The organism is Fictibacillus sp. Mic-4, assembly GCF_049843615.1.
In the GTDB taxonomy this organism is placed as follows: domain Bacteria; phylum Bacillota; class Bacilli; order Bacillales; family Fictibacillaceae; genus Fictibacillus_A; species Fictibacillus_A gelatini.
Genome location: NZ_JBBHZM010000024.1, coordinates 1 through 21,276, shown reverse-complemented (window position 1 = coordinate 21,276; position 21,276 = coordinate 1). Strand labels below are relative to the sequence as shown.

Sequence of the window (21,276 nt, the reverse complement as noted above, 5' to 3'; positions counted from 1 at the left end):
CTCAAATCCAGCGTTTTTTTCGTGTTACTTGTATACTCTAACATTCTAGTATGGACGTTCAATAGGCGAGACCATCTGTTTCCCGGACTTTTTGAACTTTCCCTTATGAATGTCAGAAAGACAAAAAAGAAAAAGGGTTTTTTTAGTTTAAAAACCACATTTTTCATTGGAGCAACCGATTATATTATTTTTCCCAACTCTTTCATCTGATATACCTTGAGCAGAAGTTGATATGTATAAAATGGCTATACAATAAGTTAGCCTCATCAACTTTCTCAAAACAAAACGTTTTGAAATGGGTATTGTTCAGGTATATTATCAACATCCACATGACTTTAAAGCACAGTTATGGGAGTATGAATTCATTGGCATTTTATAATATTATCATATACCCTATACTACGTCAATTTTTTTTGCGCGAATAATATAATATCCTTTTTTCTTTTCTACAACGTCTACTTGCCGAAAAAGCTCTTTTAGCTTCTCCGTCGCGGAAGGAGCTCCTTGCTTTTTTTGAATAACAACCCACAGTTCTCCACCATCCGCTAATTTTTCTTCAGCTTGTTCAAAAATTTGGTGGACTATTTTTTTACCTGCACGAATAGGAGGATTGGTTATTATCGCAGCAAACCCTTCTTCATTCACATCATGTAACAGATTGCTTTTTTTAACAGACGTATTGGCGATCTCGTTTGCGTCCAGGTTTTTTTTCGCCAGGTCAAGCGCACGTTCATTAATGTCAACCATGATCACATGACGGTCAGGTTCTGCTTTGGCAAGCGCCATGCCAATTGGACCATAACCACAGCCCACATCGCAGTAATCTCCTTTTACATCAACCGGCTGAAAAGCTTCTATTAACAAGCGGCTTCCAAAATCAACTTCATGTTTCGAAAAAACCCCGGCATCTGAAGTAAATGTGAATTCGTGGCCCTTCAGGCGAAATTTCCACGTTTTCGGCTTGCTGGGTATCTCAGGCCGTTCAGTATAATAATGGTCACTCATCTTCTCACCCCTTATTATCTAGTATGGACGAACCTTGTTCAAAATAAAAAGATTCGCCTCGTAATAGGCGAATCTTTTCGATTAGCATGCATTATTTTACTTCTACAGAAGCTCCAACTTCTTCAAGTTTCGCTTTGATTTCTTCAGCTTCTTCTTTAGATACGCCTTCCTTAACAGGATTAGGAGCACCGTCTACTAATTCTTTCGCTTCTTTTAGTCCTAGACCAGTTAGTTCACGAACTACTTTAATAACTTTGATCTTAGAAGCTCCACCGTTTGCAAGAATTACATCGAATTCAGTTTTTTCTGCAGCAGCTTCTCCACCAGCAGCACCACCAGCTACAGCTACAGGAGCAGCAGCAGTTACACCAAATTCTTCTTCAATTGCTTTTACAAGATCGTTTAATTCTAAAACTGTCATTGTTTTTAAGCTTTCAATGATTTGCTCTTTTGACATTTTGTTTTCCTCCTCAAGTATAATTAAAAATTAATAAATGGTTGCTTAAAAGGTTACGCACTTGTGTTTTCTTTTTGTTCAGCAACGGCTTTAGTAACCAACGCAAAGTTGCGGATAGGCGCTTGAAGCACGCTGAGTACCATAGAAAGAAGTCCTTCGCGGGATGGAAGTTCAGCAAGAGCTTTCACTTCTGCAGTTGTCGCAATACGGCCTTCAATTACACCAGCTTTAAGTTCTAAAGCCTCGTGTTTTTTCGCAAAATCGTTAAGGATTTTTGCCGGAGCTACTACATCTTCTTTACTGAATGCAATCGCAGTAGGCCCAACAAGATGTTCGTTAAGCTCAGATAGACCAAGCTCATCTGCCGCACGGCGAGTCATCGTATTTTTGTAAACTTTGAATTCCACACCAGCTTCGCGAAGTTGCTTACGAAGTTCTGTTACTTCGGCAACGTTTAATCCGCGGTAATCAACAAGAATCGTTGATTGGCTTTCGCGCATTTGCTCAGTAATCGTCTGCACCAATTGCTTTTTTGATTCAAGAATGCTGCTCATCCTTACACCTCCTGTAAAAATTAGTGAAAAATCATACCGTAGCTATAAGAAAAGCCTTCATGATAGACATGAAGGCGTAGTTTCAGAACATAGATCAGTATAGAATGATCGTTTCCGTGCTACACACCTCGGCAGGATAATTAAGCGAATTTCGCCCCTGAGTCTACGGTATGAGAATCTATTTAATTCACAACATCATCTACTATAACAGGTTTGATGATGGAAGTCAACTATCGTTTTAATGCAAAGTTAGAAGGGTTAACTTTAATTCCAGGTCCCATCGTAGAAGAAATCGCAACGTTTTTAATGTACGTTCCTTTCGCAGCTGCCGGTTTTACTTTAAGCAATGTTTCAACGATCGTCGCTAAGTTTTCAGCAAGCTTTTCGTTATCGAAAGATACTTTACCGATTGGAACATGTACGTTACTGTCTCTGTCTACACGGTATTCTACTTTACCTGCTTTAATATCTTTAACTGCTTTTTCAACTTCGAACGTTACAGTGCCTGTTTTAGGGTTTGGCATTAAGCCTTTTGGTCCTAAAACACGGCCAAGCTTACCAACTTCAGCCATCATATCAGGCGTTGCAACGATGACATCAAAGTCGAACCATCCTTGTTGGATTTTGTTAATGTAATCTGTATCTCCAACGAAGTCTGCCCCTGCAGCTTCAGCTTCTTTCGCTTTTTCACCTTTCGCAAATACTAGCACGCGTTGTGTTTTACCAGTTCCGTGCGGAAGAACAACAGCACCACGCACTTGTTGATCTGCTTTTTTAGGGTCAACCCCAAGACGAACAGCTACTTCAACAGACTCATCAAATTTCGCTGTTGCCGTTTTCTTAACAAGCTCAATCGCCTCGGCTGGATCATATGCTTTTTGGCGGTCGACTAATTTTGCCGCCTCCAAGTACTTTTTGCTTTTTTTAGCCATTTTAAAATTTCCTCCCTTATGTGGTATAGCGGATATTCCTCCCACTTGTATGGAGAAAAGGCTTTTGCTTCTCTCCATCTAACCAATAAACGGCCGCAAAGAGGCACATTTATTCAGCAATAAAGGTTGCGAACCGATATCGGCAGGATGTAATCCTTTGCTCGCAACCCCCTTAGAATCCATGAGATTAGTCTTCAATAACAATACCCATGCTACGCGCTGTACCTTCAACCATGCGCATCGCAGCTTCGACGCTGGCAGCGTTCAGGTCAGGCATTTTTGTTTCTGCAATTTCGCGAACTTTATCACGCTTTACAGTCGCAACTTTTGTACGGTTCGGTTCACCAGAACCAGACTCGATTCCCGCAGCTTTCTTAAGAAGAACAGCAGCTGGAGGAGTTTTCGTAATAAATGTAAATGAACGGTCTTCAAAAACCGTGATTTCAACCGGAATAATTAAACCAGCTTGATCAGCAGTTCGAGCGTTAAACTCTTTACAGAATCCCATGATATTAACACCAGCTTGCCCTAATGCAGGTCCAACTGGTGGAGCCGGGTTAGCTTTTCCAGCAGGGATTTGCAATTTTACCATTTTAATAACCTTTTTAGCCACGCGACACACCTCCTTAAGTCCGTGATGTGGTATATGGGTTTACACCCTCCCACTCAAATATGCATTCTCTTTAACAAGAGAAAGGCTTTGTTTTTAAAAATACCAAACAAAATAAAGTCTAACATTTTTCAAAGACTATTTCAAGTCTTTTTCAATTAGATCTTTACCACCTGGTTGAAATCCAGTTCAACAGGGGTTTCACGACCAAACATATTCACATGGACTTTCAACTTGCGTTTGGTAGGGTCAATTTCTTCAATCGTTCCAACGAAATCAGCAAACGGCCCTTCTTTTACTTTCACCGCTTCCTTAATTTCAAAATCAACCTCGATGCGAGGCTCTTCCATCCCCATACCTTTTAGAATATGATTCACTTCTTCAGGCAGGAGCGGTGTCGGCTTTGAACCGGCTCCAGCCGAGCCGACAAATCCTGTAACACCCGGGGTATTGCGCACCACATACCATGAATCGTCCGTCATAATCATTTCTGTTAGCACATACCCAGGGAATACTTTTTTCATTGTCGTTTTTGTTTTGCCGTTTTTTTCTTCCGTCGCTTCCTCTACAGGAACGAGCACACGGAAGATTTTATCCGACATCCCCATTGACTCGACACGTTTTTCCAGGTTTGTTTTCACTTTGTTTTCATACCCTGAATACGTATGAACAACATACCAGTTCTTTTCCATAGTTACTTTAGGACTTGTGAACGTCCTTTCCCTCCTAAACGGATATACTCTAGCATTTTATCCAGGAAAACTAATATCTTATACATCATTTATCCCAGGATTAATTCAATGAGTTTTGAGATCCCAAGATCAACCAGCCAAAAAAATACGGCCATGAAAAATACTGTCCCTATCGTAACAGCCGTATAGCGAAACAGTTCATGACGCGTTGGCCAGGAGACCTTTTTCATTTCTTTACCCACATCAGACAAAAATTTCGCAGGCGACTTTTTTGTTTTTTCAGCAATGTCTGCCATTCTTTTACCCCCATTCCTTTTTGTCAATGTATACAAACTTTCGATGCATCGATCGATGAATTAATAGGGTTACTTCGTTTCTTTGTGGGTAGTATGTGCATTACAAAGCTTACAAAACTTTTTAACCTCGATTCGTTTGGGATTCGCTGTCTGATTTTTCATTGTAGTATAATTACGACCATGACAAATACTGCAGGCTAAAATGACTTTTTTACGCATGTATAACACCTTCCGTGTTTAAAAAACCCACTTATTAACGATATAGTGCTACTTTTACCACATTATCACAGGCCAAATAGCTTGTCAATAAAGGCTAGAGTGTGAAAAAGAGCAGGATTACCCTGCTCTTTCTATAGGCTTACTTCACGCAGCTCTAAATATTTTTCTAATTTCCGTTTCACCCGTTGAAGGGCGTTGTCAATGGACTTGACATGCCTATCCAAATCTACAGAAATCTCCTGATAAGACCGTCCGTCCAAATAAAGCATCAACACTTTCCGTTCAAGGTCGCTTAGGATTTCACCCATTTTGACTTCAATATCGTCAAATTCTTCCTGGTTAATAATTAGTTCTTCGGGATCTGTGACTTTTGTTCCTGAAATGACATCTAAAAGCGTACGATCAGATTCTTCATCGTAAATTGGCTTGTCCAAAGAAACATAAGAGTTTAGCGGTATATGCTTCTGTCTTGTTGCTGTCTTAATCGCTGTAATCATTTGCCTTGTTATGCAAAGTTCAGCAAATGCTTTAAAAGAAGATAGCTTGTCTTCTTTAAAGTCGCGAATAGCTTTATATAGGCCAATCATTCCTTCTTGAATGATGTCTTCTCGATCAGCACCAATCAAAAAATAGGATCTTGCTTTGGCACGCACGAAATTCTTATATTTATTAATTAAAAATTCAAGCGCGGCACTGTCGCCATCATGGACGTGTTCTACTAAATTCTCATCATCAAGTTGTTCATACTTAAGAACAGTCATTTCTTTGAGGTTAATGCTCACGACAATCCCCCCGACCTAATGAAAACCAACACATATAGTAATATTATACAGCAAGCTTTAAAAATGCGTCAACATTTCTTATGTTTTCCCTCTTCTCCATTTTTCGAATATTTCCACAAGCTCGTCCGGGATCGGTATGGAAGCAAGGCTTTTTTTCTTTTTTGTGTCCTTTACTTTCACTTGAATCTTTTTTTCAACCTGGTTTACTTCCGTTTTCAATTCCCGTGACGACTTTCTGAGGGCTCCGCTTCCAAAGATTGCTCTTTGCTCGGCATAGTCTGAGGTTGCGACATAAATCCGGGTATTGATATTTTTCAGCTCCAGCGTTAATTTTTCAATCCGTTCATCCGCCGTTTCATTCTCCCTCGTAAAAATAACTTCAACGCGGTAGTCTTTTGACTTTTTTTCTATTCCCGGCATCATGTGCGCATCAAATACGACAATGACACGATATCCAGTATATGCCTGGTATTCCGCCATTTTGTCTATTAATACATCTCTCGCTTTTGCAAAATCAATTTCTTTTAAGTGTCTGAGTTCTTCCCAGGCTCCAATTACGTTATAACCATCAACAATTAAAACAGTGTTCATGATGATAGCGGATGACGTTTTCGATACACTTCATACAGCAATAAACCTGCTGCTACAGAAGCGTTTAAAGAAGTAACCTTCCCCCTCATCGGAAGACGGATAAGAAAGTCACACGTATCTTTTACTAGCCGTCCGATGCCCTTTCCTTCACTGCCGATAACAAGACCGAGCGGCATGTTAAAATTCGCTTCACGATAATCTTCGTTACCTTTCATATCCGCTCCAACGAACCAGAGTCCGCGTTCTTTTAATTCTTTCATCGTTTGCACCATATTGGTGACACGAACAACCGGGACGTATTCGATTGCACCTGTTGAAGCTTTGGCAACGGCTGCCGTTAATCCGACTGCCCGCCTTTTTGGAATAATAATACCGTGGGCACCGACTGCATCTGCCGTCCGCAAAATGGAGCCAAGATTATGAGGATCCTCGATTTCATCAAGTAAAATAAAAAACGGTTCTTCGCCTCTTTCTTCCGCCTTTTTAAACAGATCTTCCATATCGGCATATTCATAAGAAGCGACAAACGCCATAACCCCTTGATGATTGGCCCCGTCGCTTAATTGGTCAAGCTTTTGCTTCGGCACGTGCTGAACGAGTACATTTTTCTCCTTTGCAAGCTTGATTACCTGATGAATCGGCCCTTTTTGGGAGCCTTCGCCGATCATGATTTTATTAATATCCCGTCCTGAACGAAGCACTTCTAAAACGGGATTTCTTCCTGCTACCCATTCGTGGCTCATGTTGATTCACTCCCCTCTTCTTCAATAATTTGACACGTTTTTTGTAAAATTTCCGTTAACCGTTCGTTATTTTCCAATAAAAAATGATAGCCCAATAAAGCTTCATAGCCTGTCCCATAACGATAGGTTTGAATGTCCGTATTTTTAGGGACGGTTCCTTGTTTCGCGTTTCTTCCGCGCATAATAATGCCTGCCTCTTCCTCGGTAAAATAATTTTCGGCAAGTAATTGCGTCACGACTTTCGCCTGGGCTTTTGCTGAAACATAGTTCGTTGCCAATTGATGCAGCTTATTTGGCTTGACTTGTCCAGCATGTATCAGGTGATGCCGAACGAATGATTCAAGAACGGCATCACCCATATAAGCCAATGTCACACCATTTAATTGTTTAATATCCGCTAATTTCATGATTGTCTTTTCCAACGGACGCCCTGCGGTGTATCCTCAAGGATGATATTCTTCGCACGGAGTTCATCGCGTATTTCATCCGCCCGGGCAAAGTTCCGTTCTTTTCGCGCCTCATTTCGTTCTTGAATTAATGCCTCGATCTCCTCATCTAACAGTTCTTCTTCCTTTGTTAATGTTAAGCCGAGAACGCCTGTTAATTCTTCAAATAACCCGATAAATGCAGAAAGGACGGTTGTCGATGTGTTTTCTTCTTGCAAATAAAGGTTCGCTTCCTTCGCTGCTTCAAACAAAACAGCAATTGCATTTGCCGTATTGAAGTCGTCGTCCATTTCACGAATAAAATCTTGACGAAGTTCTTCGATTTTTTTTGTCCACTTTTCCTCGTTTTGCGCCAGGTTGGCACTGATGGACAGGCGATGCTTCACATTTTCGTAAGCCGTGCGAATACGATTTAACCCGGTTTTTGCGCTTTCTAACAGTTCATTGCTAAAATTAATCGGGTTTCGATAGTGAACGGCAAGCATAAAGAAACGGATAACCTGTGGATCATGCTCTTTAATCATGTCGTGGACAAGAACAAAGTTGCCGAGTGATTTGGACATTTTCTCATTATTAATATTAATATACCCGTTATGCATCCAATATCTCGCCATCGGTGCCTCATTTAAGCATTCGGATTGGGCGATTTCATTTTCATGATGCGGAAAGGCTAAATCTTGGCCGCCGCCGTGAATATCAATCGTATCTCCTAAAAATTTCCTTGCCATTGCCGAGCATTCAATATGCCAGCCTGGCCGCCCTTTCCCCCATGGACTTTCCCAGGAGATTTCTCCTTTCTTCGCTGCTTTCCAGAGCGCAAAATCAAGCGGATCGTGCTTTTTTTCACCGATTTCGATGCGGGCGCCTGAGCGAAGGTCATTGATGGATTGATGAGAAAGTTTGCCATAGTCCTCGAATGCTCTCGTTTTAAAATAAACGTCTCCTTCGGCTTCATAGGCATAGCCCTTGGCAATCAATTGATCAATAAAATCAATGATTTCCGGCATCGTTTCTGTCACGCGTGGATGGCAATCCGCTTTCCGTACCCCAAGCGCGCTCACATCTTCATGGTAAGCATGAATAAACCGTTCAGCAATTGTTGGAACATCTTCTCCAAGTTCGTTTGCAGCTTTTATTAACTTATCATCGACATCTGTAAAATTGGATACAAATTGGACATCAAACCCGCGATATTCAAAATAGCGCCTGACCGTATCAAAAACGATCGCCGGCCTGGCATTGCCAATATGAATATAGTTGTAAACGGTCGGTCCGCACACATAAATTTTTACCTTTCCTTCTTCCAGCGGTTGAAACGTTTCTTTTTCCCGGGTCAGCGTATTATAAATAACAATACTCATCGTACTCCACTTCCTTTTTGTAAATGTTCGATTTCTGTTCGCAACTTTTCAATTTCATCTTGAAGCTCGCGAAATCGATCAGCCACCGGATCCGGCAGGTCGCAATGATCCAATTCTTTTCCTACTTTTACGCCATCCTGAATAACGACACGCCCCGGGATACCGACTACCGTGGCATTTGGAGGAACGTTTTGAAGGACGACAGATCCTGCCCCTACCTTTGAATTTTTTCCAATTGTAATCGATCCTAACACCTTTGCCCCGGTTGCAATCAGGGCATGATCCTCAATTGTCGGGTGGCGCTTTCCTTTTTCCTTCCCCGTTCCGCCGAGCGTAACTCCTTGATAAACGGTGACATCATCCCCGATAATACATGTTTCCCCAATGACAACACCCATTCCATGGTCGATAAAAAACCGCCTGCCAATTTGCGCCCCGGGATGAATTTCGATTCCGGTAAAAAAACGGCTTACTTGTGAAATAACCCGGGCAAGGAACCGAAACTTTCTTTGAAAAAGCCAATGAGCGACCCGGTGTGCCCAGATGGCATGAAGACCAGAGTACGTAAGCACAACTTCCAGCGTGCTGCGCGCTGCAGGATCTTTTTCAAATACAACTTGGATATCTTCACGGAGTTTCCCCCACATCATTCTAACCCCCTATTTTGTCATCATGAATTGTGTAGATGCTTTTAGCAAAAAACAAAGCCAGGCGGCACTTTGCCTATAAAGAAAAGCGCCCCTGTGCGTTTTAGCACAGAGACGCTTAATGTTGCGCGGTTCCACTCTGTTTAACGGCAAATTTCCACCGTTCCCTTTTCTCCGTAACGGGGAGTTTCCGCCTTTGTCTATTCTAGAAGTGGGAAGTGGGGACTGACTCTTCCTTCTGTACCCAACTGCTTCTATTTCGACAAAGGGCTCCGAGGTGCACTTCGACTTATTCTTTCTTAAACCACTTTCAGCCAATGATGGTTCTCTCTTTCAAGAAAGGCGATAAAGTCTACTCTCCTCTTCCTTGCTTTACATCCATTTTAATTTTCTTATACTATATTACAAATAAAGCAAAATGTTAACTAATTTCTTTTAAAACTTTTTCTAATCTAGCAATAACAACATCTTTCCCAAGCAATGATAAAGAGTCTGGAAGTTCAGGCCCGTGGGTTTGCCCTGTTGTTGCGACACGAATCGGCATGAATAAGTTTTTCCCTTTTTGACCCGTTTCTTTTTGTGTCGCTTTAATGAGCGCTTTTACATCGGGCGGCTCAAAGCTTTCACTTTCTTTTACGTGGTTTAAAAATGATTCCATTACTTGCGGGACCGTATCCCCTTTTAAAACGTTAAGTGCTTCCTCGTCATATTCAATCATTTCTTTAAAGAACATTTCCGATAGCTCAACGATTTCCGCTCCATAGCTCATTTGATCTTTGTAAAGGGCAACCAGCTTCGTGATCCAATCCCGTTCTTTTTCTGTTACATGTTCACTTACACGCCCCGCTTTAATAAGATGCGGCAGCGCAAGGTTCACAACCGTTTCTAAGTCTTGCTTTTTCATATATTGATTGTTCACCCACGTCAATTTCTGATTATCAAATACAGCCGGTGATTTGGATAAACGGGCCGGATCGAAAATCTCAATGAGCTCCTTCATGCTGAAAATCTCTTCTTCTCCTACCGGCGACCACCCTAACAGTGCAATAAAGTTAACCATCGCTTCCGGCAAGTAGCCTAATTGCTCATATTGCTCAATAAACTGGATCACCGATTCATCTCGCTTGCTTAGTTTCTTGCGATTTTCATTCAATATCAACGTCATATGGCCGAAAATTGGCGGCTCCCAGCCAAATGCATCATACACCATCAATTGTTTCGGTGTGTTGGAAATATGCTCATCACCACGAAGGACATGGGAAATCTTCATATCATGGTCATCAGCCGCAACGGCAAAGTTATAAGTCGGAATGCCATCTTTTTTCACAATGACAAAGTCGCCAATGTCATTGGACTCAAACGATACATTGCCTTTAACGATATCGTCAAATGCAAACGTTCGATCAGCGGGCACGGCAAAACGGATGCTTGGCCTGCGTCCTTCTTTTTCATAAGCTTCTTGCTCGTCCCTTGTCAAGTGACGGCATTTCCCGGAATAACGAGGAGTCTCCCCTTTTGCCATTTGCTCCTCGCGCGCTTGTTCCAATTCCTCTTCCGTACAGTAACATTTATAAGCAAGACCTCGCTCTAACAGGTCTTCATAAAGCTCTTTATAACGATCCAGTCGTTCCATTTGGCGATAAGGGCCATATTCCCCGCCGACATCGACACTTTCGTCCCATTCTATGCCTAACCATTTCAAATATTTGAACTGGCTTTCTTCTCCGCCTTCTTTATTGCGCTTCTGGTCCGTATCTTCAATTCGAACAATGAACTTCCCGCCCATATGGCGCGCAAATAAATAATTAAACAACGCCGTTCTCGTATTTCCGATATGTAAATTCCCTGTTGGGCTCGGTGCATAGCGGACCCTTACTTCTTTCGACATTCTTTTTCACTCCAATAATCGTTTGTTTTATATTTTATTACGATCTTGTAATTAAAACAATAGCTTGAGCGGCAATACCTTCCCCACGGCCCGGAAATCCAAGTTTCTCGGTTGTTGTTGCCTTCACATTCACTTGATCGATTTCCACTTGGAAAATAGAGGCAATCACCTGACGCATTTGTTCAATGTATGGCGCCATTTTTGGTTGTTGCGCAATAATGGTACAGTCAACGTTGCCGAAAGAATATCCTTTCTCTTTCACAAGCTTCCATGCATCAAGAAGCAATTTTTTTGAATCCGCATCCTTAAACGCAATGTCTGTATCCGGAAAATGCTTGCCGATATCCCCGAGACCAGCCGCCCCTAGAAGGGCATCGGTAATGGCATGAAGCAATACGTCTGCATCCGAATGACCGAGTAAACCTTTTTCATACGGTATCGTCACACCGCCAATGATTAATGGACGATTGTCAGTTAATTGATGAACGTCAAACCCTTGTCCAACACGAATCATTATATTCTTCCCCTACTTTCTGAAAGTATCGCTTTTGCAATCACTAAATCCTCGACTGTCGTTAATTTAATGTTAAAGTAATCTCCTTCAACAATGGATACGGTCTGCCCATACCGCTCAACCAGGCTTGCGTCATCGGTGCCGATGTAATTTTCCTGGGCAGCCTGTTTGTGGGCGTCAAATACGATAGACAGACGAAAAGCTTGTGGTGTTTGGACAGCCCACAAGCTTGAGCGATCGATCGTTGTAACCACTTGATGATCCATCACTTTTTTTACTGTATCTTTAATGGGAACGGCGATAACTGCCGCTCCCGTCTTTTCCGTTAACTGAACCAATTGATGAATGCTATCTTGCCCGATAAAAGGGCGAGCCCCGTCATGAATGAGCACGATGGAGTCGTCTCCAGTTAAACGTTTCAAACCTTCAAACACGCTCTGTTGGCGTTCTTCGCCACCCGGGACAATCTGGGTGACTTTACAAAACTGATAGCTGGCTTTAAGATGCTTCAATTGATCAAGTTCGCTTGTATTGCCGACAAGTATAACTTCCCGGCACCATGGATCGTTTTCAAATACTTGTATCGTATGAGAAAGGATAGGCTTGCCCGCAAGCTCGATCCATAGTTTGTTTTTTCCCGCTTTCATTCGCTTCCCTTGCCCGGCGGCGGGAATGACTACGCTATACATTGACATTCAATATACCCCGCTATTTAGTAAAGTTGTCCACCTTTACATATTTAACAAATATTACAATGCTTTCTCAAGCAGCTTTGGCTTGGCGAATATCATTCTCCCTGCTGATGTCTGAAGGACACTTGTCACAAGGACATCAATTGTCTTTCCGATATAATTACGCCCTTCTTCAACGACGATCATCGTGCCGTCATCCAAATAGCCAACACCCTGGTTGTGCTCTTTTCCATCCTTAATGACTTGAACGACTAATTCTTCTCCAGGAAGTACAACGGGCTTTACTGCATTAGCCAGATCATTTATATTTAATACTAACACATTTTGAAGCTCGCAAACTTTATTTAAATTAAAATCGTTCGTCACGACGATACCGGATAAAAGCTGCGCGAGTTTCACTAGTTTGCTGTCGACTTCGGATACTTCCTCGAAATCTCCCTCATAGATTTCAACCTTAATAGATAGCTCCTTTTGAATCCGGTTTAAAATATCAAGCCCTCTTCTTCCGCGATTCCTTTTTAATACATCCGAGGAATCAGCGATATGCTGCAGCTCTTCCAATACAAACCGGGGAATAATAAGCGGACCTTCCAAAAACCCGGTCTGGCAAATATCCGCTATTCGTCCGTCAATGATAACGCTCGTATCAAGGATCTTGTATTTATTCCGTTTCTTTTCTTCTTCCGCTTCTTTTTTCCGTTCTTTTCCTGCGCGATTAAGCGAAAATAACGAGCCGAGTTCCTCTCGTTTCTTAAAACCGACCTGGAATCCAAGGTAACCTAATAAAAATGTAATAAAGAATGGCAAAACCGAACTCACAACTGGAATGCTTACATGATTTAATTGTATTGAACCAAAATAGGCAACAATAAGTCCAATAATTAATCCTAACGTTCCAAATAATACTTCCGCAACCGGGGCTTTGACAAGGGTTTCCTCTACCCAGCGAATCAATCCGACAATATAGTCAGAGATCCAAAATGTTAATAAAAAGAAAATAAGTGCACCAATGACAGCTCCGGCATATGCAGACGTTAATTGTGACGGCACATTCCCTATATTTAATATCCGGATAAGGTCAGGTACAAATAAAAAACCGAGCATGCCGCCGACAACAACGAAAAACAGTTGAACAAATCTTTTTAGCATGCGTTTTCACCTCCCCTAATCATTATTTACAGAATGCCGTATTTGAAAACATCGGATCATTATTTTCATAAAAATTTATATATGCCTGTCTACAAAAAGCTGTTCTTGAATTCTTTTTAGGCCATCCTTTATTTTTTTCGCACGGATTTCCCCGATTCCTTCCACTTCATCCAAATCTTTGATCGATGCCCGAAGAATATGAGGCAAATTTTCAAAAGTATCCGTTAAATTTTCAACGATCAATGAAGGCAATCTCGGGATTTTCGATAGAATCCGGTACCCTCTTGGGTAAATCGGCTCCTCCTGATGGCTTATCGACTGAGAATAACCAAGCAGTTTGGCAATGACATTTTCATCAAATAGTTCCTCACTTGAAATCTTTTTTAATTGGCGAAGAATATGATGGGGATCCTGCTTCTTATCTTTCATATAGTCTTTAATTAAAAGAACCGCCTCATCTTCAATCTCACCGACCAATTCTTCCATTTGCATGCGAATTAGCCGCCCTTCGACACCAAGTTCATTTAAATATTTTATGATTTCATTTTTTATCCTTAGAACCATTTCAATGCGATGAATGACTTGAGAGACTTCCTGGAACGTCACAAGCTCCTCAAATTCAAGCGCGCCGAGATTCGTTACGCTCTGATCATAGACGACTTTATATTTTTCAAGTGTTTGGATGGCCTGATTGGCCTTCGTTAAAATAACGCCAATGTCTTTTAAAGAATATCGTATTAACCCTTGATATAATGTAATGACGTTACGCCTCTGGGAAATGGAAATGACCAGATTCCCCGTTTGCCTGGCTACCCGTTCAGCTGTCCGATGGCGAATACCCGTTTCACTTGAAGGAATCGACGTATCGGGCACAAGTTGTGTGTTTGCATATAAAATTCGACCTGCATCTTCATTTAAAATAATTGCACCGTCCATCTTCGCCAATTCATAAAGGGCTGCAGGAGAGTATTTGCAGTTAATGGAAAAACCGCCTTCTACAAGCTGCGTCACTTTATCATTATATCCAACAACAATTAGTCCACCCGTATTCGCACGAAGGACATTGTCTATTCCTTCCCGAAGCGGTGTTCCCGGCGCAACAAACTTAAGCATTTCGCTTATGATCGTTTCTTTTACCGTATGATCCATTGCTTAACCCTTCTTTCACTTCAGTGGCTGCAATTTAAGCCCCTTCGTTCTTTCGCTCAAATGAGATTAATGATTATCGGTCTAAAGCGCAAACTGCAGAGCTTCTTCTACAGTAGACACTCCGATTACTTTGATTCCTTTTGGTACTGTCCATCCACCAAGGTTTTTATCGGGGATAATGGCCCGCTCAAACCCCAATTTTGCCGCTTCATGGATCCGCTGTTCAATACGGGAAACGCGACGAACCTCCCCTGTTAACCCTACTTCACCTATTATACAATCCGTCGGGCGTGTGGGAACATCTCTAAAACTTGAAGCGACGCTTACCGTAATGGCTAAATCAATCGCGGGCTCATCCAAACGAACGCCTCCAGCCACATTTAAATAGGCATCCTGGTTTTGCAGTAGCAGACCGACCCTTTTTTCAAGAACAGCCATAAGCAGCGAAACTCGATTGTGGTCTATCCCGGTTGCCATCCTTCTTGGATTTCCAAAGCTAGTCGGCGTGATTAAAGCCTGAATTTCAACAAGCATCGGTCTCGTTCCTTCCAACGAGGCAACAACCGTTGAACCTGCCATCCCTTTCGACCGTTCTTCAAGAAAGATTTCAGAAGGATTTAACACTTCGGTTAGACCCATTTCTTTCATTTCAAATACTCCGATTTCATTCGTTGACCCGAAACGGTTCTTTACCGCCCGTAAAATTCGAAACGTATGATGACGCTCCCCTTCAAAATAAAGGACGGCATCAACCATATGTTCTAAAAGCCGCGGACCGGCGATTGATCCTTCTTTCGTCACATGTCCGACAATAAAAATGGCGATTCCTTTCGTTTTCGCAATCCGCATAAAATGACCTGTACATTCCCTCACCTGCGAAACACTTCCTGGTGCGGATGTCACTTCAGAACGGTAAACGGTTTGGATAGAGTCGATGATGACGACCGCAGGCTGGAGTTCATCTACCGCCTTTTCGATTAACGCAAGGTCGGTTTCCGCAAGAACAAATAAATCTTCTACTGCAATATTTAAACGGTCGGCACGCAATTTCGTTTGCTTCACCGATTCCTCACCTGATATATAAAGGACTTTCAATTTTAAGTCGGCCAGTTGCGCTGATGTTTGCAGCAGAAGCGTTGATTTTCCAATCCCGGGGTCTCCTCCGACTAAAATTAAAGAACCCGGAACAATTCCACCGCCAAGCACACGGTTTAATTCTGAATAATGAGTATGAATGCGCGCTTCCGCCTCGCTTTTCACTTCAATGATGGATTGCGGCTTTTGAGCGGACTTCGTTTCAGAAGTCAATCCGCGAGTCGGTCCGGCAGGCTTTAGTACTTCTTCGACCATTTTATTCCACTCGCCGCATCCGGGGCATCTGCCCATCCATTTAGGCGATTCGTATCCGCATTCCTGGCACATAAATATCGATTTCGCTTTGGCCATTTTTTCTCCTCTACTAATAATGATCTATACATTTCGTTTTTATATATCCTATTTATTTTATATTAACAAAAACCTAACAGCCCTTTCCAATTCGAGATAATAAAAATGCATAATAATTTTCTATTAAGATTCGACAAAAACCCGGAAGATACTCTCTTCCGGGTCTGGCCAGTTTATGAATTTACGCCAACAGCTTCAACAACAAAATCGTTATCCGTTACATCTATTTTTACCTTCTGCCCTTTGGAAATCGTACCTTTTAGTAATTCTTCGGACAGGCGGTCTTCAATTTTACGTTGCAGTGCCCGGCGAAGCGGTCGTGCACCGTATTCCGGATCGTATCCTTCCTCTGTAATTTTATCAAGCGCAGCATCTGTGATTTCAATATCAATGCCCTGATCTTTTAGCCGCTTAGAGAGCGACTCGGACATTAGTGTAATAATTTTCTTTAAATGCTCTTTTTCAAGTGCATGGAAGACGATAATCTCGTCGATCCGGTTTAAAAACTCCGGTCTAAAGGAACGTTTTAGCTCATCCATCACTTTTGATTTCATGTCGTTATATTTTTGGTCTTCACTGTGAACCGTAAATCCGAGTGAACGATTGCGTTTGAGCGTGCTTGCGCCGACATTGGATGTCATAATAACAACAGTATTTCTAAAATCGACAGTTCTTCCTTTTGAATCCGTTAATCGGCCATCTTCAAGAACTTGAAGTAAAATATTGAACACTTCAGGGTGAGCTTTTTCAATTTCATCCAACAAGATAACCGAATAAGGCTTGCGGCGAACTTTTTCAGTCAATTGTCCGCCTTCTTCATGGCCGACATACCCCGGAGGCGAACCAACGAGACGAGATGTTGTATGTTTCTCCATGTACTCAGACATGTCAATACGAATAATTGCATCTTCATCCCCAAAGAGCGCTTCGGCTACAGCTCTTGCAAGCTCCGTTTTCCCTACGCCTGTTGGCCCGAGGAAAATGAAAGAACCGATCGGCCGTTTTGGATCTTTTAAGCCGGCCCGCGCCCTGCGAATGGCTTTGGAAATCGACTGTACGGCTTCTTCCTGGCCAATGACGCGGCTATGAAGAATTTCCTCTAATTTTAACAGACGTTCTGTTTCTTCCTCCGCCAGCTTCGACACCGGAACCCCCGTCCAGCTAGAAACGACCTGGGCAATGTCTTCTGGTGTTACTTCCGTATTTTCTTTACCCTGTTTTTCTTTCCATAAATTTTTGGTTTGTTCTACTTCTTCACGCAAACGCTGCTCCGTATCGCGCAGGGAAGCTGCTTTTTCAAACTCCTGGCTTTGAACGGCTGCATCTTTTTCTTTCCTGACCTCTTCAAGCTTTTGCTCTAATTCTTTTAAATTCGGCGGTGCCGTATACGAACGCAGCCTTACTTTTGATGCTGCTTCATCAATTAAATCAATCGCTTTATCCGGTAAGAAACGATCGGAAATGTAACGATCGGATAATGTAACCGCCGCTTCAATCGCTTCATCTGTAATTGTTACGCGATGGTGAGCTTCATAGCGGTCACGTAATCCTTCAAGAATTTGAATGCTTTCCTCTTTTGTCGGCTCATCCACCGTAATCGGCTGAAAGCGCCGTTCAAGCGCCGCATCTTTTTCAATATATTTACGGTATTCATCTAACGTCGTTGCACCGATACATTGCAGTTCCCCGCGGGCAAGGGCCGGTTTTAAAATATTCGAAGCATCGATAGCGCCTTCTGCCCCTCCTGCACCGATCAAAGTATGGAGTTCGTCGATGAATAAAATAATATTTCCGGCCTGGCGAATTTCGTCCATTACTTTTTTCAAACGATCCTCAAATTCGCCGCGGTATTTTGTTCCGGCAACAACTGTCCCCATGTCTAACGTCATAACCCGCTTGTCGCGAAGTGTTTCTGGCACTTCATTATTAATGATTTGTTGGGCGAGACCTTCGGCAATTGCCGTTTTCCCTACTCCAGGCTCCCCAATTAAAACCGGGTTATTTTTCGTCCGACGGCTTAACACTTCAATCACGCGTTGAATTTCTTTTGCCCGGCCGATGACAGGATCAAGGCTGCCATCCTTTGCAATTGCCGTTAAGTCTCGGGCGAGGCTGTCTAATGTCGGAGTGTTTGCACTTGCAGATGAACCCCGGTGTCCGGAAGAAGCTTCATTGCTTCCGAGAAGTTGAAGCACTTGCTGCCTGGCTTTGTTTAAGCTTACCCCAAGGTTATTCAATACACGGGCAGCGACCCCTTCTCCTTCACGGATCAATCCTAGTAGAATATGCTCGGTGCCAACATATGAATGGCCGAGTTTTCGCGCCTCATCCATTGATAACTCAATGACTTTTTTAGCACGTGGAGTGTAATGAATGGTTTGAACGTTTTCCTGCCCGCGTCCAATTAAAGCTTCTACTTCCTTTTGAATTTTCTCAGGCCCGAGGCCCAATACGTGCAATGCCTTAGCTGCAATCCCTTCCCCTTCGCGGATGAGACCAAGTAACACATGCTCGGTGCCAACATTGTTGTGGCCTAAACGAATGGCTTCTTCTTGCGCAAGCGCCAATACTTTTTGTGCTCGTTCAGTAAATCGCCCAAACATCATATTCAATCACTCTCCTAAGTTTTTAGTTACTTTCAAAATTGCGAACAAAAACGTTAAGCGTTGTTTTCTAATTTTAATCGTTCACGAATGAGGGCGGCCCTTTTTATGTCCCGCTCATCCGGATCGAGTGATTCACCCGAATATTGCTGCAAAAACCCGGGCTGTGTAAGTATCATAAGTTCATTTAAAATCGATTGCGACAATCCTTTTATGAGGCCTAAATCAATACCTAAACGAACATCGGACAAGCATTTGGCAGCTTCTTTTGACGAAATGATACGGCTATTGGCTAGAACTCCATAGGATCGAAAAATACGGTCTTCCAATTGAACTTTTAAGCTGTCATATAACGTCTTCCGGGCAACTCTTTCTTGCTGAATCAATTGCATGACAACACTGTGCAAATCCTCGATAATATCTTCTTCTGATTTTCCTAATGTCATCTGGTTAGAGATTTGAAAGATATTGCCTTGCGCTTCTGTTCCTTCCCCGTAAATGCCTCTCACCACTAACCCAAGTTGATTGATGGCCGGAATAATGCGGCTCATTTGCTTTGTTAATACAAGAGCGGGAAGATGCATCATGACGGAAGCCCGCAGGCCCGTACCGACATTGGTCGGACAACTTGTCAAGTAACCCCGGTGTTCATCAAAAGCATAATCGACCCTTTGTTCAATCCAATCATCAATTCCATTTGCAAGTGTTAATGCTTCCCTCAGTTGGAACCCGGGGAAAAGGCATTGAATGCGAATATGGTCTTCCTCGTTAATCATAATGCTTACCGATTCGTCATTATTTAATAAAACTGCCCCATACCGGGATTGTTCAGCCAAATGTGGGCTAATTAAATGTTTTTCTACAAATACTCTTTTTTCATTTGGCTTTAACGCATCCATGTATAACAATTCAAAATTCCCGATGGTGCTATACGTTTGATCTTTTATACCCTTTTCGATCGTTTGAATAACACTCTCTGCTTCATTTTTTGAAGCAAGTGTAGGAAAAATATAATCTTTTAAGTTTCGTGCTAAACGGATTCGGCTGCTTAAAACAATATCTGAATCCGGACCTTCTTTTTTCATCCAGGGACAAATGGCTTCACTTATAAAACGTTCAAGTGACATAGAGTATTACTCCCCCTTCCCTTTCTGAATACGTTTTTCTATGTTCCGAATTTGATCCCGAATTTCGGCCGCTTTTTCAAACTCTTCTTGCATCACATACTGTTGCATCTCTTGCTTCAAAGTTTCCAATCGCCTTTTTTCTTGAAGATGATTGCCGATTCGAAGTGGGATTTTGCCCGCATGCCTTGTATTTCCGCCATGAACCCGTTTTAATATTGGATCAAGTTTTGGATCAAATACATCATAACAGTTGCTGCAGCCAAAGCGCCCAACTTTGGCAAACTGGTAATACGTCATTCCGCATCGCTCACATTTAAGCGATGGCTGAATAAATTCTGAAGACGTATTGTCTGAAAAGTAAGGATCCCCATGAAGCAAACCGGATAATAATTGGTGGATAGAAAAAGTATTCGACCCCGGAATAAATTCTCCTTTTTCTTTTGCACAATGTTCACAGATATGAAACTCCATTTTTTTGCCGTTTAGAATTTTTGTAAAATGAAGTGTCGCGGGGCGTTCATGACATTCCTGACAATACATGATTTCTCCCTCCCTAATTAGTAAATGTGAACCGAACTTATCTGGTTCTATATTTTAATGTGTGGATCATCGCTTTTAAAAGTTCAGCCCTTAGCTGATCGCGTTTCGGAAGGTCGATCGTGAGCACAGAACGGTTTATCACGCTTAACATAATCCGTGCTTCCCTTTCAGAAATAACTTGTTCTTCGTGCAGCCTGACAATAACATTTTCGGCATTCGCTTGTGAAATATGATCTCCGATGAGAACAAGCAATTGGTCAATAAGATCGACATAATCCTCAGTTTGGACTTTCATTATTCGAATGTAACCGCCACCGCCTCTTTTGCTTTCAACTAAGAAGCCTTTCTCAACCGTAAATCTTGTATTAATGACATAATTAATTTGGGAAGGGACACATTGGAATTTTTCCGCAATATCGGTTCGTTTAATTTCTATCGCTCGTTCCTTTGCATTGGCTAAAATTTGTTTTAGATACTCTTCAATAATATCCGATATGTTTTTCATCCTCTCCCCCCTTCCGTTTAGCAGTAATCAAAGAATTTAACAGGAATGTTACTCACAAATTGACTTTGACTATCTTTGACTTTGTACTTTTATTATATCGAGTGACCGGTTCTTTTTGCAACTTTCTAGCTAAACATTATTGCCGATTCCCTGCCCATTTAACCGCCAAAATACTTCAAATTCTTTAAAGAATGCCTTAAACAATTAAGGTTTGTCCTTTTGGAACAACAAAAAGACTCCGCTGGAAAATCCAACGGAGTCTCAATTGGCCTGGCAACGTCCTACTCTCACAGGGGGAAGCCCCCAATTACCATCGGCGCTGAAGAGC

The 21,276-nt window shown here is 42.1% G+C and carries 24 protein-coding genes and 2 other annotated features; all 24 genes read right to left on the bottom strand.

Annotated elements, in window-relative coordinates; translation table 11 throughout:
- Nucleotides 1-393: 393 nt before the first annotated feature.
- Nucleotides 394-1,005, bottom strand: a complete 612-nt coding sequence (locus WD019_RS14820; protein WP_026678031.1) for a class I SAM-dependent methyltransferase — start codon at nucleotides 1,003-1,005, stop codon at nucleotides 394-396.
- Nucleotides 1,006-1,096: 91 nt separating this feature from the next.
- On the bottom strand, nucleotides 1,097-1,462 hold the full coding sequence (rplL, locus tag WD019_RS14815) for a 50S ribosomal protein L7/L12 (RefSeq protein WP_026678030.1): 366 nt from the start codon (nucleotides 1,460-1,462) through the stop codon (nucleotides 1,097-1,099).
- A gap of 53 nt (nucleotides 1,463-1,515) precedes the next feature.
- A complete protein-coding gene (rplJ, locus tag WD019_RS14810) occupies nucleotides 1,516-2,016 on the bottom strand; it encodes a 50S ribosomal protein L10 (RefSeq protein ID WP_026678029.1) in 501 nt (166 codons plus the stop codon).
- 38 nt (nucleotides 2,017-2,054) lie between these two features.
- Nucleotides 2,055-2,203, bottom strand: a sequence feature (ribosomal protein L10 leader region).
- A gap of 43 nt (nucleotides 2,204-2,246) precedes the next feature.
- Complete coding sequence (gene rplA / locus WD019_RS14805) at nucleotides 2,247-2,948, bottom strand: 50S ribosomal protein L1 (protein ID WP_026678028.1); 702 nt, start codon at nucleotides 2,946-2,948, stop codon at nucleotides 2,247-2,249.
- Nucleotides 2,949-3,135: 187 nt separating this feature from the next.
- Nucleotides 3,136-3,561, bottom strand: coding sequence for a 50S ribosomal protein L11 (rplK, locus tag WD019_RS14800; protein ID WP_026678027.1), 426 nt, complete (start codon nucleotides 3,559-3,561; stop codon nucleotides 3,136-3,138).
- A gap of 155 nt (nucleotides 3,562-3,716) precedes the next feature.
- Nucleotides 3,717-4,250 carry a transcription termination/antitermination protein NusG gene (nusG, locus tag WD019_RS14795; protein ID WP_026678026.1) on the bottom strand — a complete coding sequence of 178 codons (534 nt, stop codon included), beginning with the start codon at nucleotides 4,248-4,250 and terminating at the stop codon, nucleotides 3,717-3,719.
- 89 nt (nucleotides 4,251-4,339) lie between these two features.
- On the bottom strand, nucleotides 4,340-4,546 hold the full coding sequence (gene secE / locus WD019_RS14790; protein ID WP_051291482.1) for a preprotein translocase subunit SecE: 207 nt from the start codon (nucleotides 4,544-4,546) through the stop codon (nucleotides 4,340-4,342).
- A 69-nt stretch (nucleotides 4,547-4,615) separates the two neighbouring features.
- On the bottom strand, nucleotides 4,616-4,765 hold the full coding sequence (gene rpmG / locus WD019_RS14785) for a 50S ribosomal protein L33 (protein WP_425711979.1): 150 nt from the start codon (nucleotides 4,763-4,765) through the stop codon (nucleotides 4,616-4,618).
- A 131-nt stretch (nucleotides 4,766-4,896) separates the two neighbouring features.
- On the bottom strand, nucleotides 4,897-5,526 hold the full coding sequence (sigH, locus tag WD019_RS14780) for an RNA polymerase sporulation sigma factor SigH (RefSeq protein ID WP_245595239.1): 630 nt from the start codon (nucleotides 5,524-5,526) through the stop codon (nucleotides 4,897-4,899).
- A 99-nt stretch (nucleotides 5,527-5,625) separates the two neighbouring features.
- Entirely contained in the window at nucleotides 5,626-6,138 is a 513-nt protein-coding gene (locus WD019_RS14775; RefSeq protein WP_026678023.1) for an NYN domain-containing protein, read from the bottom strand.
- Nucleotides 6,135-6,881, bottom strand: coding sequence for a 23S rRNA (guanosine(2251)-2'-O)-methyltransferase RlmB (gene rlmB, locus WD019_RS14770; protein ID WP_425711978.1), 747 nt, complete (start codon nucleotides 6,879-6,881; stop codon nucleotides 6,135-6,137). The genes WD019_RS14775 and rlmB overlap by 4 nt, the downstream gene beginning before the upstream one ends.
- The gene (locus tag WD019_RS14765) at nucleotides 6,878-7,288 is read right to left on the bottom strand and encodes a Mini-ribonuclease 3 (RefSeq protein WP_035350877.1); all 411 of its coding nucleotides are present in this window, start codon (nucleotides 7,286-7,288) and stop codon (nucleotides 6,878-6,880) included. Before WD019_RS14765 ends, rlmB begins: the two co-directional genes overlap by 4 nt.
- A complete protein-coding gene (cysS, locus tag WD019_RS14760) occupies nucleotides 7,285-8,688 on the bottom strand; it encodes a cysteine--tRNA ligase (RefSeq protein ID WP_425711977.1) in 1,404 nt (467 codons plus the stop codon). The genes WD019_RS14765 and cysS overlap by 4 nt, the downstream gene beginning before the upstream one ends.
- The gene (cysE, locus tag WD019_RS14755) at nucleotides 8,685-9,335 is read right to left on the bottom strand and encodes a serine O-acetyltransferase (RefSeq protein ID WP_026678019.1); all 651 of its coding nucleotides are present in this window, start codon (nucleotides 9,333-9,335) and stop codon (nucleotides 8,685-8,687) included. Before cysE ends, cysS begins: the two co-directional genes overlap by 4 nt.
- Before the next feature lie 107 nt (nucleotides 9,336-9,442).
- Nucleotides 9,443-9,712 (bottom strand) — a binding site (T-box leader).
- 44 nt (nucleotides 9,713-9,756) lie between these two features.
- Nucleotides 9,757-11,223, bottom strand: a complete 1,467-nt coding sequence (gene gltX / locus WD019_RS14750; protein WP_425711976.1) for a glutamate--tRNA ligase — start codon at nucleotides 11,221-11,223, stop codon at nucleotides 9,757-9,759.
- A gap of 37 nt (nucleotides 11,224-11,260) precedes the next feature.
- On the bottom strand, nucleotides 11,261-11,737 hold the full coding sequence (gene ispF / locus WD019_RS14745) for a 2-C-methyl-D-erythritol 2,4-cyclodiphosphate synthase (protein WP_026678016.1): 477 nt from the start codon (nucleotides 11,735-11,737) through the stop codon (nucleotides 11,261-11,263).
- Nucleotides 11,737-12,426, bottom strand: coding sequence for a 2-C-methyl-D-erythritol 4-phosphate cytidylyltransferase (ispD, locus tag WD019_RS14740; protein ID WP_425711991.1), 690 nt, complete (start codon nucleotides 12,424-12,426; stop codon nucleotides 11,737-11,739). Before ispD ends, ispF begins: the two co-directional genes overlap by 1 nt.
- 60 nt (nucleotides 12,427-12,486) lie before the next feature.
- Complete coding sequence (locus tag WD019_RS14735) at nucleotides 12,487-13,578, bottom strand: PIN/TRAM domain-containing protein (protein WP_026678014.1); 1,092 nt, start codon at nucleotides 13,576-13,578, stop codon at nucleotides 12,487-12,489.
- Nucleotides 13,579-13,653: 75 nt separating this feature from the next.
- Nucleotides 13,654-14,727, bottom strand: a complete 1,074-nt coding sequence (gene disA / locus WD019_RS14730) for a DNA integrity scanning diadenylate cyclase DisA (RefSeq protein ID WP_425711975.1) — start codon at nucleotides 14,725-14,727, stop codon at nucleotides 13,654-13,656.
- An 81-nt stretch (nucleotides 14,728-14,808) separates the two neighbouring features.
- On the bottom strand, nucleotides 14,809-16,173 hold the full coding sequence (gene radA / locus WD019_RS14725) for a DNA repair protein RadA (protein ID WP_425711974.1): 1,365 nt from the start codon (nucleotides 16,171-16,173) through the stop codon (nucleotides 14,809-14,811).
- 173 nt (nucleotides 16,174-16,346) lie between these two features.
- Complete coding sequence (gene clpC / locus WD019_RS14720) at nucleotides 16,347-18,779, bottom strand: ATP-dependent protease ATP-binding subunit ClpC (protein WP_425711973.1); 2,433 nt, start codon at nucleotides 18,777-18,779, stop codon at nucleotides 16,347-16,349.
- Nucleotides 18,780-18,832: 53 nt separating this feature from the next.
- On the bottom strand, nucleotides 18,833-19,903 hold the full coding sequence (locus WD019_RS14715; RefSeq protein ID WP_026678010.1) for a protein arginine kinase: 1,071 nt from the start codon (nucleotides 19,901-19,903) through the stop codon (nucleotides 18,833-18,835).
- 6 nt (nucleotides 19,904-19,909) lie between these two features.
- Nucleotides 19,910-20,443 (bottom strand): UvrB/UvrC motif-containing protein, encoded by a 534-nt coding sequence (locus WD019_RS14710; protein ID WP_026678009.1) that lies wholly within the window; start codon nucleotides 20,441-20,443, stop codon nucleotides 19,910-19,912.
- Nucleotides 20,444-20,480: 37 nt separating this feature from the next.
- Nucleotides 20,481-20,948 carry a CtsR family transcriptional regulator gene (locus WD019_RS14705; RefSeq protein ID WP_026678008.1) on the bottom strand — a complete coding sequence of 156 codons (468 nt, stop codon included), beginning with the start codon at nucleotides 20,946-20,948 and terminating at the stop codon, nucleotides 20,481-20,483.
- Between the last annotated feature and the right edge of the window lie 328 nt (nucleotides 20,949-21,276).

Excerpts from the sequence above, each read along its gene's own strand:
- WD019_RS14820 (WP_026678031.1), bottom strand. The coding sequence starts at position 1,005 with ATGAGTGACCATTATTATACTGAACGGCCTGAGATACCCAGCAAGCCG.
- rplL (WP_026678030.1), bottom strand. The coding sequence starts at position 1,462 with ATGTCAAAAGAGCAAATCATTGAAAGCTTAAAAACAATGACAGTTTTA.
- rplJ (WP_026678029.1), bottom strand. The coding sequence starts at position 2,016 with ATGAGCAGCATTCTTGAATCAAAAAAGCAATTGGTGCAGACGATTACT.
- rplA (WP_026678028.1), bottom strand. The coding sequence starts at position 2,948 with ATGGCTAAAAAAAGCAAAAAGTACTTGGAGGCGGCAAAATTAGTCGAC.
- nusG (WP_026678026.1), bottom strand. The coding sequence starts at position 4,250 with ATGGAAAAGAACTGGTATGTTGTTCATACGTATTCAGGGTATGAAAAC.
- secE (WP_051291482.1), bottom strand. The coding sequence starts at position 4,546 with ATGGCAGACATTGCTGAAAAAACAAAAAAGTCGCCTGCGAAATTTTTG.
- rpmG (WP_425711979.1), bottom strand. The coding sequence starts at position 4,765 with ATGCGTAAAAAAGTCATTTTAGCCTGCAGTATTTGTCATGGTCGTAAT.
- sigH (WP_245595239.1), bottom strand. The coding sequence starts at position 5,526 with ATGACTGTTCTTAAGTATGAACAACTTGATGATGAGAATTTAGTAGAA.
- WD019_RS14775 (WP_026678023.1), bottom strand. The coding sequence starts at position 6,138 with ATGAACACTGTTTTAATTGTTGATGGTTATAACGTAATTGGAGCCTGG.
- rlmB (WP_425711978.1), bottom strand. The coding sequence starts at position 6,881 with ATGAGCCACGAATGGGTAGCAGGAAGAAATCCCGTTTTAGAAGTGCTT.
- WD019_RS14765 (WP_035350877.1), bottom strand. The coding sequence starts at position 7,288 with ATGAAATTAGCGGATATTAAACAATTAAATGGTGTGACATTGGCTTAT.
- cysS (WP_425711977.1), bottom strand. The coding sequence starts at position 8,688 with ATGAGTATTGTTATTTATAATACGCTGACCCGGGAAAAAGAAACGTTT.
- cysE (WP_026678019.1), bottom strand. The coding sequence starts at position 9,335 with ATGTGGGGGAAACTCCGTGAAGATATCCAAGTTGTATTTGAAAAAGAT.
- gltX (WP_425711976.1), bottom strand. The coding sequence starts at position 11,223 with ATGTCGAAAGAAGTAAGGGTCCGCTATGCACCGAGCCCAACAGGGAAT.
- ispF (WP_026678016.1), bottom strand. The coding sequence starts at position 11,737 with ATGATTCGTGTTGGACAAGGGTTTGACGTTCATCAATTAACTGACAAT.
- ispD (WP_425711991.1), bottom strand. The coding sequence starts at position 12,426 with ATGTATAGCGTAGTCATTCCCGCCGCCGGGCAAGGGAAGCGAATGAAA.
- WD019_RS14735 (WP_026678014.1), bottom strand. The coding sequence starts at position 13,578 with ATGCTAAAAAGATTTGTTCAACTGTTTTTCGTTGTTGTCGGCGGCATG.
- disA (WP_425711975.1), bottom strand. The coding sequence starts at position 14,727 with ATGGATCATACGGTAAAAGAAACGATCATAAGCGAAATGCTTAAGTTT.
- radA (WP_425711974.1), bottom strand. The coding sequence starts at position 16,173 with ATGGCCAAAGCGAAATCGATATTTATGTGCCAGGAATGCGGATACGAA.
- clpC (WP_425711973.1), bottom strand. The coding sequence starts at position 18,779 with ATGATGTTTGGGCGATTTACTGAACGAGCACAAAAAGTATTGGCGCTT.
- WD019_RS14715 (WP_026678010.1), bottom strand. The coding sequence starts at position 19,903 with ATGTCACTTGAACGTTTTATAAGTGAAGCCATTTGTCCCTGGATGAAA.
- WD019_RS14710 (WP_026678009.1), bottom strand. The coding sequence starts at position 20,443 with ATGTATTGTCAGGAATGTCATGAACGCCCCGCGACACTTCATTTTACA.
- WD019_RS14705 (WP_026678008.1), bottom strand. The coding sequence starts at position 20,948 with ATGAAAAACATATCGGATATTATTGAAGAGTATCTAAAACAAATTTTA.